Annotated in this window: 19 protein-coding genes; 7 read left to right on the top strand and 12 right to left on the bottom strand. The window is 59.8% G+C overall.

From position 1 onward, the window contains the following. Nucleotides 1-14 precede the first annotated feature (14 nt). From AC1DHT_RS12590 to AC1DHT_RS12580, 3 genes are all read right to left on the bottom strand, one after another. Nucleotides 15-245: a hypothetical protein gene (locus AC1DHT_RS12590; RefSeq protein ID WP_427536530.1), complete on the bottom strand. Its 231-nt coding sequence runs from the start codon at nucleotides 243-245 to the stop codon at nucleotides 15-17. A 107-nt stretch (nucleotides 246-352) separates the two neighbouring features. Further along, entirely contained in the window at nucleotides 353-604 is a 252-nt protein-coding gene (locus AC1DHT_RS12585) for a hypothetical protein (RefSeq protein ID WP_427536532.1), read from the bottom strand. Between the two features lie 273 nt (nucleotides 605-877). Further along, nucleotides 878-1,042 (bottom strand): hypothetical protein, encoded by a 165-nt coding sequence (locus AC1DHT_RS12580; protein WP_427536651.1) that lies wholly within the window; start codon nucleotides 1,040-1,042, stop codon nucleotides 878-880. Here AC1DHT_RS12580 and AC1DHT_RS12575 point away from each other — a divergent pair. The 4 genes from AC1DHT_RS12575 to AC1DHT_RS12560 all read left to right on the top strand — a co-directional run bounded on the left by AC1DHT_RS12575 (nucleotide 1,016) and on the right by AC1DHT_RS12560 (nucleotide 3,401). Continuing rightward, a complete protein-coding gene (locus AC1DHT_RS12575) occupies nucleotides 1,016-1,486 on the top strand; it encodes a hypothetical protein (RefSeq protein ID WP_371922481.1) in 471 nt (156 codons plus the stop codon). The two genes, AC1DHT_RS12580 and AC1DHT_RS12575, sit on opposite strands and share 27 nt — an antisense overlap. Then, a complete protein-coding gene (locus AC1DHT_RS12570; protein ID WP_123583364.1) occupies nucleotides 1,487-1,690 on the top strand; it encodes a hypothetical protein in 204 nt (67 codons plus the stop codon). It begins immediately after the preceding gene. Between the two features lie 119 nt (nucleotides 1,691-1,809). Beyond that, nucleotides 1,810-2,823 carry an ABC transporter substrate-binding protein gene (locus AC1DHT_RS12565; protein WP_427536534.1) on the top strand — a complete coding sequence of 338 codons (1,014 nt, stop codon included), beginning with the start codon at nucleotides 1,810-1,812 and terminating at the stop codon, nucleotides 2,821-2,823. 140 nt (nucleotides 2,824-2,963) lie between these two features. Continuing rightward, nucleotides 2,964-3,401 carry a DUF3995 domain-containing protein gene (locus tag AC1DHT_RS12560; RefSeq protein ID WP_427536536.1) on the top strand — a complete coding sequence of 146 codons (438 nt, stop codon included), beginning with the start codon at nucleotides 2,964-2,966 and terminating at the stop codon, nucleotides 3,399-3,401. A gap of 142 nt (nucleotides 3,402-3,543) precedes the next feature. Here AC1DHT_RS12560 and AC1DHT_RS12555 read toward each other — a convergent pair whose 3' ends face one another. The 7 genes from AC1DHT_RS12555 to AC1DHT_RS12525 form a co-directional block, all read right to left on the bottom strand. Continuing rightward, nucleotides 3,544-3,912, bottom strand: coding sequence for a Na+/H+ antiporter subunit G (locus AC1DHT_RS12555; RefSeq protein WP_427536538.1), 369 nt, complete (start codon nucleotides 3,910-3,912; stop codon nucleotides 3,544-3,546). Continuing rightward, complete coding sequence (locus tag AC1DHT_RS12550) at nucleotides 3,909-4,187, bottom strand: K+/H+ antiporter subunit F (protein ID WP_019690998.1); 279 nt, start codon at nucleotides 4,185-4,187, stop codon at nucleotides 3,909-3,911. The genes AC1DHT_RS12555 and AC1DHT_RS12550 overlap by 4 nt, the downstream gene beginning before the upstream one ends. Beyond that, entirely contained in the window at nucleotides 4,184-4,672 is a 489-nt protein-coding gene (locus AC1DHT_RS12545) for a Na+/H+ antiporter subunit E (protein ID WP_347929634.1), read from the bottom strand. The genes AC1DHT_RS12550 and AC1DHT_RS12545 overlap by 4 nt, the downstream gene beginning before the upstream one ends. Next, nucleotides 4,669-6,354 (bottom strand): monovalent cation/H+ antiporter subunit D, encoded by a 1,686-nt coding sequence (locus AC1DHT_RS12540; protein WP_427536540.1) that lies wholly within the window; start codon nucleotides 6,352-6,354, stop codon nucleotides 4,669-4,671. The genes AC1DHT_RS12545 and AC1DHT_RS12540 overlap by 4 nt, the downstream gene beginning before the upstream one ends. Continuing rightward, nucleotides 6,351-6,695, bottom strand: a complete 345-nt coding sequence (locus AC1DHT_RS12535) for a Na+/H+ antiporter subunit C (RefSeq protein WP_003202835.1) — start codon at nucleotides 6,693-6,695, stop codon at nucleotides 6,351-6,353. Before AC1DHT_RS12535 ends, AC1DHT_RS12540 begins: the two co-directional genes overlap by 4 nt. Further along, entirely contained in the window at nucleotides 6,695-9,613 is a 2,919-nt protein-coding gene (locus tag AC1DHT_RS12530) for a monovalent cation/H+ antiporter subunit A (RefSeq protein WP_442114517.1), read from the bottom strand. The genes AC1DHT_RS12535 and AC1DHT_RS12530 overlap by 1 nt, the downstream gene beginning before the upstream one ends. Nucleotides 9,614-9,856: 243 nt before the next feature. Next, nucleotides 9,857-10,882 carry a DMT family transporter gene (locus tag AC1DHT_RS12525; RefSeq protein WP_427536544.1) on the bottom strand — a complete coding sequence of 342 codons (1,026 nt, stop codon included), beginning with the start codon at nucleotides 10,880-10,882 and terminating at the stop codon, nucleotides 9,857-9,859. Here AC1DHT_RS12525 and AC1DHT_RS12520 point away from each other — a divergent pair. The 3 genes from AC1DHT_RS12520 (at nucleotide 10,877) to AC1DHT_RS12510 (ending at nucleotide 13,810) form a co-directional block, all read left to right on the top strand. Further along, entirely contained in the window at nucleotides 10,877-11,440 is a 564-nt protein-coding gene (locus AC1DHT_RS12520; RefSeq protein ID WP_427536546.1) for a helix-turn-helix domain-containing protein, read from the top strand. The two genes, AC1DHT_RS12525 and AC1DHT_RS12520, sit on opposite strands and share 6 nt — an antisense overlap. Before the next feature lie 182 nt (nucleotides 11,441-11,622). After that, nucleotides 11,623-11,961 carry a hypothetical protein gene (locus tag AC1DHT_RS12515; protein ID WP_427536548.1) on the top strand — a complete coding sequence of 113 codons (339 nt, stop codon included), beginning with the start codon at nucleotides 11,623-11,625 and terminating at the stop codon, nucleotides 11,959-11,961. A 421-nt stretch (nucleotides 11,962-12,382) separates the two neighbouring features. Next, a complete protein-coding gene (locus tag AC1DHT_RS12510; RefSeq protein ID WP_427536550.1) occupies nucleotides 12,383-13,810 on the top strand; it encodes an FAD/NAD(P)-binding protein in 1,428 nt (475 codons plus the stop codon). Nucleotides 13,811-13,838: 28 nt separating this feature from the next. On the opposite strand, the gene AC1DHT_RS12505 is transcribed toward AC1DHT_RS12510, so the two are convergent. Continuing rightward, complete coding sequence (locus AC1DHT_RS12505) at nucleotides 13,839-14,954, bottom strand: Gfo/Idh/MocA family protein (RefSeq protein ID WP_427536552.1); 1,116 nt, start codon at nucleotides 14,952-14,954, stop codon at nucleotides 13,839-13,841. A gap of 312 nt (nucleotides 14,955-15,266) precedes the next feature. Next, nucleotides 15,267-16,034, bottom strand: coding sequence for an SDR family oxidoreductase (locus tag AC1DHT_RS12500; RefSeq protein ID WP_427536554.1), 768 nt, complete (start codon nucleotides 16,032-16,034; stop codon nucleotides 15,267-15,269). Nucleotides 16,035-16,064: the final 30 nt, after the last annotated feature.

Here is a 16,064-nt window from a genome sequence, read left to right as displayed (position 1 = left end):
TCGCGACCTGTCGATCAGGCTTTCAATGCGCCTCCGTCAACGGCAAGCTTCAGCGCCTTGGCAGATTCCATGGCCGCCGCTGCGGCGACGTCTTTGGTCTTGAACCAGCGGTCTTTTTCGACCTGGTGGTAAGTCACGGTGGCCAGCGGCGGCTTGGCGCGCATGACAATCACCGCCTGGAATTCGCCATCGACGTCTCTGGCTTCGCCCCAAATAAAAAAATCGCCGATATCAAATTCCGTCACGTACGCCTTCCCTTGGAAATTATTCTGTTGTTTTCAACGCAGTCCGCCGAGGGGGCCGAGTTTCAATGGTCGGGCAGTATGGCAGTTGTTGCTTGCCTGCGGCGCAGTTAAGTCATCGGTGTGACGAAACGACAGCGCAGGCAAACGCAATCGGGTGTGTCAGAGGTGGGTTTCGAGGTTTCGAGGTTTCTGGCGAGAGCGCAGGCTTCGTTGTGGTCGCCACGGAAACCTCTTACACGACCCGTTGCCGTTTCTTTGATATGGAAAAAGCGGTTACCCGCCAGAACCACCTGATAACGCAGGTGAGGGCTATAGGTCGGGGTGTTTGCGTGCTGGTCAGGGAGGGTCAGCGTGCTCATATGAATTCCTTTTCTATGGTTTGCCGACGGATACACGTCGCTTTAGGTAGTCTAGGGGCGCATGGCTGCTCTAGAATCGCCTCCACGGGTTGGAGGCTCATGCCTATCTAAAGCAATTTTTTTCTGGCGATATGTCAGAAAAGTGCTTTTTTTAAAGAGTTTTCTCCCTAAAGTAGATAGTCCAGTATTCTCTGGCCGTTAGAAGGGCGATTTCCTTCAGCATCTGACGACCGCCAGGGAAGACGGGAGGATGGGCATTCCAGTAGTCTTTTCCTACCCTGCGATGAAGGAGCTTTCTGCTCGCTTCACGATTTCAGCTGGGGCCATCGTTGCGATATTTTCGGTATGACCGTTTTTCTGCTGCCTGTTTTTTCTGCGGGTAGCGTCATTTTCAGATGTGGGGATGTTTCCTTGGCAGTAAGTAATCTCGATATGCATGCTTTGTTCGTGCTGGGTGATCTGCGCGCAAAGCTGGTCAAGCAGTTTCAATCACGTTTCGTTTACATCACCGAACAGACCCCTGAAGGTATTTACGTCGCCGAGATCGACACCGAGTCGGCACTGGTGGTGGATGACAAGCCTCGCTTGGAACTCAAGGTCGGCGATCATTTCCGCGCAGCGGTATTGCCGAGTCGCGAAGGTGGCAAATTCGAAATCAAGTTTCGCGAGATCAAACTGACGGTCTACGGCCTCGGTGATTACGCATTTGTGACCACGGCAGATGGCCACGCCATTCTGTTCAAGGAAGGCCATAGCGTAGTGACAGTGTTTGCCGCTCACCAACAGCTGCAGGAAGGCCTGACCAAAACCTTGAAAGCGGTGACCGGCAAAGCTGCCAAGTGGCGCAAAGGCGAGCTCACGACGTTCAAGGCCAGCGAATAAATGAGCCTGTCCCGGGCCGACTTCCATGAGCAAAACCTCGACAGTGCTCGTGCACAAGCCCAGCGCCTGTTCGCTCAGAAGGCTGTTCTGCAGGGCGCCTGGCTAAGCTGGGTGGCATCACAGATCTACACCTTGCGTCCGGCGGAGTACGCCAGCATGGTGCGAAGGGAGTTGCAGCACTTGCAGGACTCTTCTGAAAGTTGATCGTTGGACCTCGAACGCACAAACCTCTACTACAGTCAGTTGACTGAGTATTCGCAGGTGCGCGGCCTTTGCGCACAAAGCCGTCCTGCCATGGCTGTGAACAGCACGAGGTGTAACGCATGAAAGGTTTTCGTCTGCTGCTGGGAAGTCTGCTAACCACTGTTGGTCTGTTGGTGTCGCCCGTGACCGTAATGGCCGCCCCGGCGCCGATCCACTTCGCCGACCTGAACTGGGAAAGCGGTAGTCTGATCACCGACATATTGCGGATCATTGTCGAGAAAGGTTACGGCCTGCCGACCGATACCTTGCCGGGCACCACCATCACCCTGGAAACCGCGCTGGCCAACAATGACATTCAGGTCATTGGCGAAGAGTGGGCCGGTCGCAGTCCGGTCTGGGTCAAGGCCGAGGCTGAAGGCAAGGTGGCGAGTATCGGCGATACGGTCAAAGGCGCAACCGAAGGCTGGTGGGTGCCGGAATACGTGATCAAGGGCGATCCGGCCAAAGGCATCAAGCCATTGGCGCCGGACTTGCGCAGCGTGTCGGACCTGCCGCGCTACAAGGATGTCTTCAGCGATCCGGAAAGCCCCGGCAAGGGACGTTTTCTCAATAGCCCGATCGGCTGGACCTCGGAAGTGGTCAACAAGCAGAAGCTCAAGGCCTATGGCCTGACGGACAGCTATGTGAATTTTCGCAGCGGTTCCGGTGCGGCGCTGGACGCGGAGATCACCTCGTCCATTCGCCGTGGCAAGCCGGTGCTGTTTTATTACTGGTCGCCAACGCCATTGCTCGGACGCTTCAAGCTGATTCAGCTGGAAGAGCCGCCGTTCGATGCCGAGGCCTGGAAGACCCTGACCGATGCCGATAACCCCAATCCGAAACCAACACGCTCGCTGCCCTCGAAACTGTCGATTGGGGTATCCGCGCCGTTCCAGAAACAGTATCCGCAGGTGACCGAGTTTTTCAGCAAGGTCGACCTGCCTATCGGGCCGTTGAACAAAGCCCTGGCCGAAATCAGCGAGAAACATACAGCGCCGCGCCAGGCGGCCGAAGCCTTCATGAAGGCGCACCCGGATGTCTGGCGGGCGTGGTTGCCCAAGGATGTCGCAGACAAGGTCTCTGCCAGTCTGTAGGGCAGCGAATCGATCAATGAAGGGGGCAGCGTTCAGGCGAATTTCATGGGGTGTGACTGCAACATTGCCATGGAACAACGCACTGACAAAAACTCTGGTCTAGGCTGTTGCTTCAGCCATTGATTCCAGGAACCCCGCTCATGACGTTTGTGCTTGCCCAATGGATCGTCGCCGCGTTTGTGCTGATCAGCCTGATTCATTTGTACTGGGCGCTCGGCGGTCGTTGGGCCAGTGACGCTGCGGTACCTCAGATACAAGACGGTGCGGAGGAAGGGCTGCGGCCGGCTTTCAAACCTTCTGCATTGGGAACCCTGGCAGTGGCTGTCGGATTGTTGCTGATAGCCTTGATGGTGTGCCTGAGAGTTGGCCTGTTTGTGCCGGCAGTCGGGCACTGGTCGCTGCAATGGTTGATCAGTGCAATCGCCTTGCTGATGTTTGCCCGCGCGATCGGTGATTCGAACCTGGTCGGCTTTTTCAAGGAACAGGCCGGGTCGAAGTTCGCGCGCCTCGACACCTGGGCCTATTCACCGCTGTGTGTAGTGTTGGGAGCGGGGTTGTTAGCCGTTGCGTGGGCTTGAGGCGACCGGGCTATCGCCATCGCGAGCAGGCTCGCTCCCACATTAGATTTTCAGTGAACACAACACTTGTGTACACCAGTATCCAGTGTGGGAGCGAGCCTGCTCGCGAAGAGGCCTTCCCATTCACCACAACCCTTTGCATTCAGCTACCACTTTCTGTCCGCCGACTGCTGACCTCGGCCGGCACATCATCCCCGGCCATGCGTTTACGAAATAGCGCCGCACGCGCCAGCAGCAGGGTGGTGACCGGCATGGTGATCGACAGCAGTATCGGAATCAGCCAGGCGTGCAACACCGGACTCGACTTGAGTGCCGAGAAAAAGATTATCGACGCCAGTGCCACGCACCAGGCGCCCAAGGTCGAGGCCAACGCCGGCGGATGCATGCGTTGGAAGTAGTCCTTCAAGCGCAGCAGGCCGATGGCACCGATCAACGCGAACAGACTGCTGGCCACCAGCAGGATCGCCACCGGGATCTCGACCCACAAAGACAACTGACCCAGCTCATTCATTCGATCACCTCGCCACGCAACAGGAATTTCGCCAGGGCAAACGAGCCGACGAAGCCGAACAGCGCGATCAGCAGCGCCGCTTCGAAGTAGGTGTCACTGGCATAGCGGACGCCCAGCACCAGCATCATCAGCATGGCGAGGATATACAGGTAATCCAGCGCCAGAACCCGGTCCTGTGCCGACGGACCTTTGAACAGGCGAATCAGCGTCAGCCCCATCGCCAGCGAGAAAATGAACAGGCTGAACAGGACCGCATTCGAGAGCAGGGCGCTCATTCGAAAATCTCCATCAAGGGGCGCTCATAAGTCGCCTTGAAGTGCTGGATGAAATGCGCCTCGTCATCCAGATCGAACACATGCAACAGCAAAATGCTGCGATCCAGTGCCAGCTCCGACCAGACCGTACCGGGAATCACCGTGGTGATCATCGACAGCGCCGCGAGGCCGTTGGCGTCACGCAGGTCCAGCGGCACCTTGATGAACTTCGAGTGTGGCGGCCGTCGACCGGCGTTCAGCACGCCCCAGGCGACGGCGAGGTTGGACGCCAACACGTCACAGCCGACCAGGAAGATCAGGCGCAGGATTACTCCGGGACGACGAATACGGATCGGCAGCGGTCGCAGCTTGCGCATCATCAGCGGTGCGCAAAAACCCAGTATCGCACCCAGTAGCAGGTTGCCCGGGCTGATGGACTGGTTCAGCACCAGCCACAGCAGCCAAAGGGCCAACGACAACCAGGGGGCAGGGAACAGACGTTTCATGGTTGCACCTCCTGCATCGCAGCCTTGGCTTCGGGGCTGGGTACGGCGCGGGTACCGAGTACCGCCATCACGTATTGCTGCGGATTGTTCAAGGTGTCGGCGGCCGCCTGGGTGTAACGCATCAGCGGTTCGGCCTTGAAGGTCAACACGATGCTCAAGGCCAACAAGGCAAAGATCGGTACGCATTCCAGACGTCGCAGCACCGGTGACGGGCGTTCTGCGGGCGTCCAGAAGCGCTGGATGCCCAAGCGCGAGAAGGCGATCAACGAGGCCAGCCCGGACAGGATCAACAGCGCCAGCAGGCTCCACGCCGCGTTCGATATCGGCTGCTCGCCCGAGGTGCCGAGGCCCAGCGGGTTGAGCAGGGCGCTGAGCAAGCCGAGCTTGCCGATGAACCCGGAGAGCGGCGGCATGCCGATGATCAGCAGGGCGCAGGCAATGAAGCTCAAGCCCAGGAAGGCCATGGTCCAGGGAATCACCTGACCGACCACGGCTTTCTGATCGTCGTCGAGGTTGATGCCCTTGGTCGGCGGTAAAGATTGCGATGGTCGCGGTAGCGCTTCGATTTCATCGTCCAGCGGCATCTCGATGGCGGTGCGCGAGCGTTCGATCAGCTCTGCCAGCAGGAACAGCGCGCTGAGTGCCAGGGTCGAGCTGACCAGATAGAACAGCGCAGCGCCGATCAGGCTCGGTTGGGCGAAACCGATGGCCGACAACAGGATGCCCGCCGACACCATGATGCTCAGGCTGGCCATGCGCTCCAGGCGCTGCGTGGCAAGGATCGCCAACGCCGCGCAGATAATTGTCGCCATGCCGCCGTAGGTCAGCCAGTCGCCGCCAAAGTATGCCGACGCACCGGCCTGGCCGGAGAACAGCAGGGTCCACAGACGCAGCAAGGTGTAGACGCCGACCTTGGTCATGATCGCGAACAGCGCCGCCACCGGGGCACTGGCCGAGGAGTAGGCCGGGGCCAGCCAGAAGTTCAGCGGCCACATCCCGGCCTTGGCCAGGAAGGCCACGGCCAGAATCGCCGCGCCGGCATGCAGCAAGCCGCGATCGGCTTCCGGCACCAGCGGGATCTTCAACGCCAGGTCGGCCATGTTCAGGGTGCCGGTGACGCCATAGATCAGCGCCGCGCCAATCAGGAACAGCGACGAGGCCAGCAGGTTGATCGAAATATAATGCAGACCCGACGACACCCGGGCGCGCCCCGAGCCGTGCAGCATCAAGCCGTAAGACGCCGCCAGCAGCACTTCGAAAAACACGAAGAGGTTGAACAGGTCGGCGGTCAGGAAGGCCCCGTAGAGGCCCATCAGTTGAATCTGGAACAACGCGTGGAAGCTTGCGCCGGCACTGTCCCAGCGGGCCATGGCGAACAGCAGGGCGCTGACGCCGATGATCCCGGTCAGCACCAGCATCAGCGCCGACAGGCGATCGACCACCAGCACGATGCCGAAGGGGGCCTGCCAGTTACCCGGCAGGTAGACGCCGATGGAACCGGGTACGCCTTGCGCCTGGGTCCACTGCAGCAACAGCACGGAAATCCCCAGGCCCAGCAGGCTGGAGAACAGGTTGATCCGGGCTTTGAGCGGGCGGTGTTTTTCGCCGAGCATCAACATCAACGCCGCCGTCAGTAACGGCAGCAGAATCGGTGCAGCGATCAGATGGGGCATCCAGCTCATTCTTTAGGCTCCCGGCCATCGACGTGGTCGGTACCGGTCAGGCCCCGGGACGCCAACAGCACCACCAGGAACAGTGCGGTCATGGCGAAACTGATGACGATGGCGGTGAGTACCAGCGCCTGGGGCAGCGGATCGGTGTAATGCAACAAGTCCTGGGGTACGCCGTCCTTGATGATCGGCTCCTTGCCGATGAACAGGCTGCCCATGCTGAAGATGAACAGGTTGACCCCGTAAGACAGCAGGCACAGACCCATTACCACCTGAAAGGTCCGTGGGCGCAGCACCAGCCAGACCCCGGAGGCGGCCAGTACGCCGATGGCGATTGCGATGACTTCTTCCATCAGGCAGCTCCTGGCTTGGCAATGGGTTTAGGCTGGCTGCCCGGCTTGTGGCCACGCACCGATTGGTGCGCCAGGGCAGTCAGGATCAGCAGTGTCGAACCCACCACCACCGCGTACACGCCGATGTCGAAGCCCAGCGCACTGGCAATATGAATCTCGCCCAGCAACGGCAATCCGAAATGCCAGGTGTGGGTGGTCAGGAACGGATAACCGGCGAGCATCGCACCCAGGCCGGTGAGCGTGGCGAAGAGCAGCCCGGTGCCCATCCAGCGCACCGGCCGCAGGTTCATCTGCGCCTCGACCCACTGAGTGCCGGCGACCATGTATTGCAGGATGAACGCCACCGACATCACCAGCCCCGCGACAAATCCGCCGCCCGGCTGATTGTGCCCGCGCATGAACAGGTAGAACGACACCACCACTGCAATCGGCAGCAACAGCCGCACCAGCACCGCCGGCACCATCATGAAGCCCAGTGCGGTATCGCTGGCGTGACGCGGGTTGACCAGATCGGTGACCACGTCCGGTGCCAGCAGGCGCTGTTGTGCCGGTAGCTGCATGCTTTCCTTCGGAGGGCGGAAGCGTCGCAGCAGGGCAAACACGGCCAGCGCCACGGCCACCAGCACGGTGATTTCACCGAGAGTGTCGAAGCCGCGGAAGTCCACCAGCATCACGTTCACCACGTTGCTGCCGCCACCTTCGGGCAACGCGCGACTGAGGTAGAACGAGGAAATATCGTTCGGTGTCTGGCGGGTCAACATGGCGTAGGCGAGCAGCGCCATACCGATGCCGACCGCGCCCGACAGCAGCAAGTCGCGCAAACGGCGAACCCGTGCCCTGGATACACTGCCGGGCAGTGGCGAGACCTCTTCGATCCGTCGCGGCAGCCAACGCAGGCCCAGCAGGATCAGCACGGTGGTCACCACCTCGACCACCAGTTGGGTCAGGGCCAGGTCCGGCGCCGAGAACCAGACGAAGGTGACGCAAGTCATCATGCCGCAGACACTGACCATGGTCAGGGCCGCGAGCCGGTGGTACTTGGCTTGCCAGGCGGCGCCCAGCGCGCAGGCAATCGCCAGCAACCAGAGCGTGACGAAGACGATCGAGCCGGGGATCTTCGGCCGCTCGCCCCAGCTCAAGCCGCTGTGCAGCAGCGGAATCAACCCCGCCAACACCGCTACCAGCACCAGCAGGAACAATTGGGTTTGCAGGCGCTGGGTACTGATCCGCCGCTCAAGCTGTCGAGCCAGGCGCATCATCACCACCAGGCTGCGTTCGAACAGGCGCTTGCCGTTGAGGCGGCCAATGAGCGGCGGGTAGTTGAACCGCCCGCGTTTGAGCTGATTGCGCAGCAGCAGGTACACAACGATACCGGCGGACATGGCGATCAGGCTCATGATCATCGGCGCGTTCCAGCCGTGCCAGATCGCCAGGCTGTATTCGGGCAAGGTTCCACCCACTACCGGCAGGGCCGCAGCGGCGAGTAACGGGCCGACCACCTGGGCCGGGAAGATCCCCACCACCAGGCAGGTGAACACCAGCAACTCCACCGGCGCCCGCATCCAGCGCGGTGGTTCGTGCGGGGTGTGCGGCAGGTCGGTGGCGGTCGGGCCGAAAAACACATCTACGGTAAAGCGCAGCGAGTAAGCGACGCTGAACGTACCGGCGATGGTCGCGACGATCGGCAGGGTGGTCTCGATCCAGGCCGAGGCATTGATGAACACGGTTTCGGCGAAGAACATCTCTTTCGAGAGGAAGCCGTTGAGCAACGGCACGCCGGCCATCGAGGCACTGGCGACCATCGCCAGGGTCGCGGTGAACGGGATCAGTTTGATCAGGCCGCTGAGCTTGCGAATGTCGCGGGTGCCGCTTTCGTGGTCGATGATCCCGGCAGCCATGAACAGCGAGGCCTTGAAGGTCGCGTGGTTGAGAATATGAAACACCGCCGCGACGGCGGCCAGCGGGCTGTTCAGGCCCAGCAACAGGGTGATCAGGCCCAGATGGCTGATGGTCGAGTAGGCCAGCAGGCCCTTGAGGTCGTTCTGGAACATCGCGCAGTAAGCGCCGAGCAACAATGTACAAGCGCCAGCCCCGCTGACGATGTAGAACCATTCTTCGCTGCCGGACAGCGACGGCCACAGCCGTGCCAACAGGAAAACCCCGGCCTTGACCATGGTCGCCGAGTGCAGGTACGCCGAGACCGGTGTCGGTGCGGCCATGGCGTGGGGAAGCCAGAAGTGGAAGGGGAATTGGGCGCTTTTGCTCAAGGCGCCGATCAGGATCAGCGGCAGCAGGATGGGGTACAGCGCATGGGCGCGAATCAGATCGCCGGCGGCCAGGACCTTGTCCAGGTCATAGCTGCCCACGACATGGCCGAGCAGCATCACCCCCGCCAGCAGGCACAAGCCACCGGCGCCGGTCACCATCAGCGCCATGTAGGCACCACGGCGAGCGTCGGCGCGGTGATGCCAATAGCCGATCAACAGGAACGAGAAGAGGCTGGTCAGCTCCCAGAAAAACACCATCTGAATCAGGTTGCCGGAGATCACCAGCCCGAGCATGGCGCCCATGAACGCCAGGAAAAATGCAAAGAAGCGCGGCACCGGGTCGTCCGGCGACATGTAATACCGCGCGTACAGCGAAACCAGCGTGCCGATGGCCAGCACCAGCATTGAGAACAGCCAGGCGAAACCGTCCATGCGCAGGACGAAATTCAAGCCCAGGCTCGGTAGCCAGAAAAACTCTTCGCAAATCACGCCACCGTGGGCGATCTGCGGATACAGCAACGCCACCTGGACGGTGCCGATCAAGGCAACCAGGCCAGCGAGTATCGACTCGGTATTACGCGCGTTGTGCGGCAGCAAGGCTGCCAGACAGCTGCCAATAAAAGGCAGAAGCAGTAGAACTATCAGGGACATAGGCTTCTAATCTGCGGAAGTTTGTGAAGGATCATACGTGCCGAGTCCCTGATCACCAACTGCCAAGCTGTGGCAGGATCCTACAAGGTAGGCTGAAAACGCCTGATTCACATTGTTTCGAAGGGCTGTGTCCGACCACTCGGACGCCATCGCGAGCAGGCTCGCTCCCACAGGGGTACGCACCAAATGTGGGAGCGAGCCTGCTCGCGATAGCTATTTTTCAAGCGCTGCAGATTTCACGCCTTAACCTTGTGCTTCCTGCTCCAACTCTTCTTCAGTCGCAGCAGTCTTGCCCTTGGTCTTCAGTTCACTAACGATCACCGCCGCGACAATCAATGCCGCACCAAACAGCGCCAGCCCCGGCAGCCGCTCGCCCGCGATACGCCCGGCAATTCCAGCCCAGACCGGTTCGCCAGCGTAGATCAGCGTCGCGCGGGTCGGTGAAACGCTTTTCTGCGCCCAGTTCATCGCCACCTGAATCGCCGCACTGGCGGCGCCCAGGCCCACCGCGCTGGCCAGCAGCAACCACGAGAAATCGGGAAGCGCTTCTTGAGTCGGCACAATCATCAAAAATGCCAGTACTGATGTAGTTGCCAGTTGCACCACCGTGACCCGACGCACGTCGACTCGGCCAGCATAAGTGCTGATCAGAATGATTTCGGCAGCGATAGCGACGGCGCTGATCAGCGTGGCGATTTCCCCCGAGCTGAAATTCAACGACGCCCCGGCAGGACCGGAGAGCAGCATCAACCCGGTGAACGCCAACATGATGCCAATACTCGGCATCAACCCTGGTCGACGCCCGAGCACCAGCCATTGCAGCAATGGCACGAACGGCACGTAAAGCGCAGTGATGAACGCCGATTGGCTGCTGAGGATGGTCTGCAAGCCGACGGTTTGCAGGCCATAGCCGAGCATGATCGCCACACCAATGAACATGCCGGCCTTGAGTTCAAACAAGGTCAGGTCCCGCAGGCTGCGCCAGGAAAACAGCGCGACGATACTCGCCGCTGCGGCAAAGCGCAGGCCGACGAAAAACATCGGCCCACTGACCGTCATCGCATGCTGCACCAGCAGGAATGTCCCGCCCCAGACCATTGTAATCAGCACCAGCACGCATTCAGCCTTGCTGAAGCGTGAGAAAAAGGCAGAGGGTTTGGAAGAATTCACCGACGTCATGGCCTTGCGCACTACCTGAGGGGGACGCACAATGCGCCCGAAGTTGGGCAGTATACTGCGCAAACCTACTAAGTGAGCAATATAGTGCACAAAGATTCCGGTCAACGGGCCTCCGTCCTGCAACACGTCAGCCAGAACGTCCGACGCCTGCGCCATGCCGCAGAGCTGAGCCAGACCGCATTGGCGGAAAAATCCGGGGTCAGTCGCCGAATGCTGGTGGCCATTGAGGCAGGTGAAAAAAACGTCAGCCTGACCACTCTCGACCGGGTGGCCGAAGCCTTGGACGTAGCCTTCAGCGACCTGATTCAGGCTCCCGAGGTGCGCGACCCAAGCCGCATCAACGAACTGGCGTGGGCCGGTTTGATTCCCGGCAGTAAAGCGGTGCTGTTGGCCAAGGCGAATGCCAGTCGTGAAGTCGAACTCTGGGAGTGGCGGCTGGAGCCGGGCGAAGAATACGTTTCGGAGCCGGATGCCGATGGCTGGAGTGAGCAGCTGTATGTCTTCGAAGGCAGCCTGACGCTGGTGCTGGGGGATGAAGAGCGCATTCTCGCGACAGGCGAGTTTGTCAGCTTCGCCAGTAACCGGCCCCACGCCTATCGCAATGAGGGGACGGTGGCGACGCGGTTTGTGCGTAATGTGGTGCTTTGAACTTGCGTTACCGTTCGTCGAGTATGTCCTAATACCTGTTATTTCTGACAGTAGACAGCCTCCGTGCACCATTATTGAATTGCACTATCAGTGCAATGGGTGCACTGACAGGTAAATAGCCGTCGATAGCCTGGTGTTACGGACAGGCTGTTCCGCACGGATTGACTAAAAGGAACTACGGTATGTCAACGCACACTACAGACGTCGCTTTGGAAGCTCCATTTGCCGAGATTAAACTTAAATATGTTCCTGACGAAGGCTTTCCATTAGTAATCCCCTTTTCTGAAATTATGCATGTCAGGGATGAAGTTCAGGTTTTCGCTAAAAAGGATAGTGAGGTCGTAAAAGTTGGTAGCACTACTGTAGAAGTGTTGAATAAAAATATCGTCTTTATGCTTTCGAGGACAGAACTGTTGAAGCTTGCAGGTGGTGAAGTCCTGATTTACTACCGCGTCATAAATGATGACAACGGTAATCCGTCGATTCCGTCTGCTGAAACACTATTTAAGATCAGTCATTAACCCTTCCCAAGGGTGCTCTTCATTTTTTTGTGATGAGCACTTTTGATTCTCAAGTGTTACCACTGAAAACAGTGGTCTGACAGTTTGTACTGTTAGCTTGATGGGGGCTTGTTCTGTTGTTTTTAATCTGTTGAAAAGTTGACAACTCAGTTTGGTTGCGTGGCTTACGCGTTTGGCCCCTGGTATTAATCCGGAGCCTGAATGTCGCCATGATCCTTTTGCCATATCCGGCTTTATCGTATCCATAGTCTGCGCAGTTTGGGGAGTGCTGCCTGCCGTCTTGTGAAAATCGTCTCAACACCCTCGATATGAACTGCGTCAGCCAGCAGTCGCCCTGTCTGTAGGCTCATCTACGGGATCGACTTCAACCAGTTCAAGTCCGATGATACATTTCAGACAAAAAACGTCCCGTGAGAATCGCATGACCGAAACCCCAAGCGGACAGGCAACAGACATTTTTCGCAACGCTGACATCCTGATCGTCGGCGGTGGCCTGAGTGGCGCGTTACTGGCCATGCAGTTGCTGCGTTTGCCCGGCAAGCGTCAGATTCTGGTGGTTGAGCCCCGCGCCGAGTTGGGGCGGGGCGAAGCCTACAGCGCGGTTGAATTGGGCCATACGTTGAATGGCAACGCCGCGCGGATGGGGGTCGACCCGGACAACCCCGATGACCTGACCCAATGGCTGAGCGCATTTATAACCAACGGCGGCTGGCCGGAGTCGGACCAGCAGTCGGTGCCGGTCGCCGAGTTGTTCCCGCCTCGGGGCATTTTTGGTCTGTATGTACAGCAGCGGTTGGCCGAAGCCCAGGCCGTCGGCGCGCGTTATGGCTCAAGCGTCGAGCATGTGCGCGGGGAAGTGGTCGACCTGCAAACCGATGAACATGCCACGTTACTGACCTTGAGTGATGGAACACGCTTGCGCGGCGCTTTTGCGGTGCTGGCGACGGGGTTGTTCCCGGCCGCGCGGACCCCGCAAACCGAATCCAGTGGCTTGAACGCTGCAGCCGTCGATCCTTGGGATGTGGCGGCCATGACACGGCTTGATCCGCAATCGACGGTATTGATCATCGGCTCGGGCCTGACCATGGTCGATGCCGTGGTGTCGCTGGAGCAGGCCGGGCATCGTGGACCGATCGAAGTGTTTTCCCGTCACGGCTTGTTGCCGCATGTGCGTCGGCAACCGCCGGCGTGGGTGGATTTTCTGGCCGAAGATCCCGGCATTCGCAGCCCGCGTCAGTTGATGCATGAACTGCGGCGCCATTGCCGTGCGGCGATGGCGGAGGGTGTTGACTGGCAGGCGCCGCTGGATACCGTGCGGGCGCATATCGGGCGGCTCTGGAGCCAGGCAACGGACGTGCAACGCCGGCAGTTTGTGCGGCATGTGCGGCCATGGTGGGAAAGCCATCATCACCGGTCGCCGCCCTTGAGTGCGGAGCTGGTGGCGCGTTTGCACCAGGAAGGACGGCTGCGGATTCAGGCTGCGTCGTTCAAGGGCCTGGCACCCTCGGCGGAGGGGCAGGTGAGTATTCGCATTCGTCGGCGCGGGGAGTCTGAAGTGACGGTGGTCAGTGGCGACGCGCTGATCAACTCCAGCGGTATCGAATACGACTGGCGTCGGGTCGCCCGACCCTTGCCTCAGCAACTGCTGGCCCGCGGCTTGATAAAGCCGGGGCCTTTGGCGCTGGGGATCGCGGCAGATGCGAACGGGGCGGTGATGGATGCCGAGGGGCAGGTTGCCCGACGCCTGTTCGCCATGGGCCCACCTCTGCGTGGAATGTGGTGGGAAAGCACGGCAGTGACCGACGTGGCGAGCCAGGCCAAGGCGTTGGCACTACGCCTGGCGCGCTGAGCGTTGTCGTAAGGCAGCGCTGGCGCGATCAGACCTCCCTGATATTGACCCAGCGTTGCTCCCGCGCCGCCAGCCGAATCGCCGCCGCCAGGCGTTCCACTTCCCAGGCCTCCTCGAAATCCGTGCCGTCCTGGCCTTGTCCGGCCAGAGCCATGATCAGCGCATGCACTTCCAGCGTCTTCAATTCGTTGTAACCCAGCTGATGCCCGGGGGCAGGGCTGAACGCCGCATAGCCAGGCAGGTTCGGTCCGGCCAGTAAACGCTGGAAACTGTCCTGGCCAACGCGGCACAGGCGTAACTCATTCAAGCGTTCCTGATCGAACACCAGAGTGCCTTTGGTGCCGCTGATCTCGAAACTCAGGTGATTCTTGTAGCCGTGCTTGAGCCAACTGCTGCTGAAGGTGCCACGAGCGCCGTTGGCAAAGCGCAACAGGGCGTGGGTTTGATCGTCGACGGCAATGCTGCGTTGTTCCGGGCTGCCCACCGTAGCCGGACGCTGGCGGTGCACCGTTTGGGTATCGGCGCACACCGCCTCGACATCGCCCACCAGATAGCGCGCCATGGCCAGTAAATGGCTGCCCAGGTCCGCCAGCGCGCCGCCGGCATGTTCGGCTTCACAGCGCCAGGACCACGGCGAGTTCGGGTCAGCCATGAAGTCTTCGCTGAATTCGCCTTGAAAGCTGATGATCTCGCCCAGGTCGCCGTTTCGAATCAGCTGGCGAGCCAAACCAATGATCGGGTTGTGCTGGTAGTTGTAGCCCACGCGAGTAACCACGCCGGCCGCTTTGGCCGCCAGGTGCATGGCGCTGGCTTGCTCAAGACTGACTGCCAGTGGTTTTTCGCAGTACACCGGTTTGCCGGCGGCGATTGCAGCCATGGCCATCGGGTAATGAAGATGGTTGGGGGTGGTGATAGCGATCAGGTTGACCTTGGGGTCGTCGATCAACTGTTGCCAGTCACTGTGGGCCCGTTCGAAGCCCCAGGCAGTGGCGCACGCTTGTGCGCGAGCAGGATCGGCATCGGCAAGAGCCGCGAGGCGCAGCCTGAAGGGCAGTTCGAACGCCGCGCTGACATTGCGAAAGGCCAGGGCGTGGGCACGGCCCATGAAGCCCGTGCCGATAAGTCCGATTCCGAGTTCGCGCATAACAGGGTCCTTTGGATTATTGTTTTCGGGATGCCTAGTTATGGAATAAATATTCTCTAAATGCAAATAATGGAATTAAAATTCACTAAATTCTGGGGGCGGCCCTTTTCCCGTAGCAGCTGCCGAGCCCGCGAGGCTGCGTTCGGCTGCGGAGCAGTCGTAAACCCGGTGTGCGGGATCTGTCTGATGTACCGCGAGTTCTGATTTTACGACTGCTTCGCAGCCGAACGCAGCCTCGCGGGCTCGTCAGCTGCTACGGGAGTAGTCCTGCATTGCATATATGTAGATACCTATGCCGCAGGAGACTCAGAATCAGGACAGGAAACCACCGTCCACATTCAACGAAACCCCAGTCGTATAGCTCGACGCATCACTCGCCAAATACAGCACCGCACCAGCCATTTCACTCGGATCCGCCACACGCTTGAGCGGAATCTGCTGCAGCGCGGTCTTCAGGATCGCGTCGTTTTTCACCAGCGCCGAGGCGAACTTGGTGTCGGTCAGGCCTGGCAGCAGGGCATTGCAGCGGATACCGAACTGCGCGCATTCCTTGGCAAAGACCTTGGTCATGTTGATCACCGCCGCCTTGGTCACCGAGTAGATGCCCTGGAAGATGCCTGGTGAGATGCCGTTGATCGAGGCGACGTTGATGATGCTGCCGCCACCGTTTTCGCGCATCAGCTTGCCGGCTTCCACCGACATGAAGAAGTAGCCGCGAATGTTCACGTCGACGGTTTTCTGGAAGGCACCGAGGTCGGTGTCCAGCACGTTGCAGAACTGTGGGTTGGTCGCGGCATTGTTGACCAGGATGTCCAGGCGACCGAATTGCTCGCGGATGCCGGCGAACACTTGAGTGATCTGTTCCATCTCGCCGATGTGGCAGGCGACGGCGGTGGCTTTACCGCCGTCAGCGATGATCGCGTCGGCAACGTGTTGGCAGCCGTCGAGTTTGCGACTCGATACGATCACGTGGGCGCCTTGCTGGGCCAGCAGTTTGGCGATCGCTTCACCGATGCCACGGCTGGCGCCGGAGACGAAAGCGATTTTACCGTCGAGGTCGAACAGATGGGTCTTGGACATGGTTTTTCCTTGAGGTGGGCAGGCGCCGGG

The sequence above is a fragment of the Pseudomonas sp. 05N432 genome (assembly GCF_056396945.1).
The sequence above is the reverse complement of the archived record's forward strand: the minus strand, read 5'-3'. Positions and strand labels throughout refer to the sequence as shown.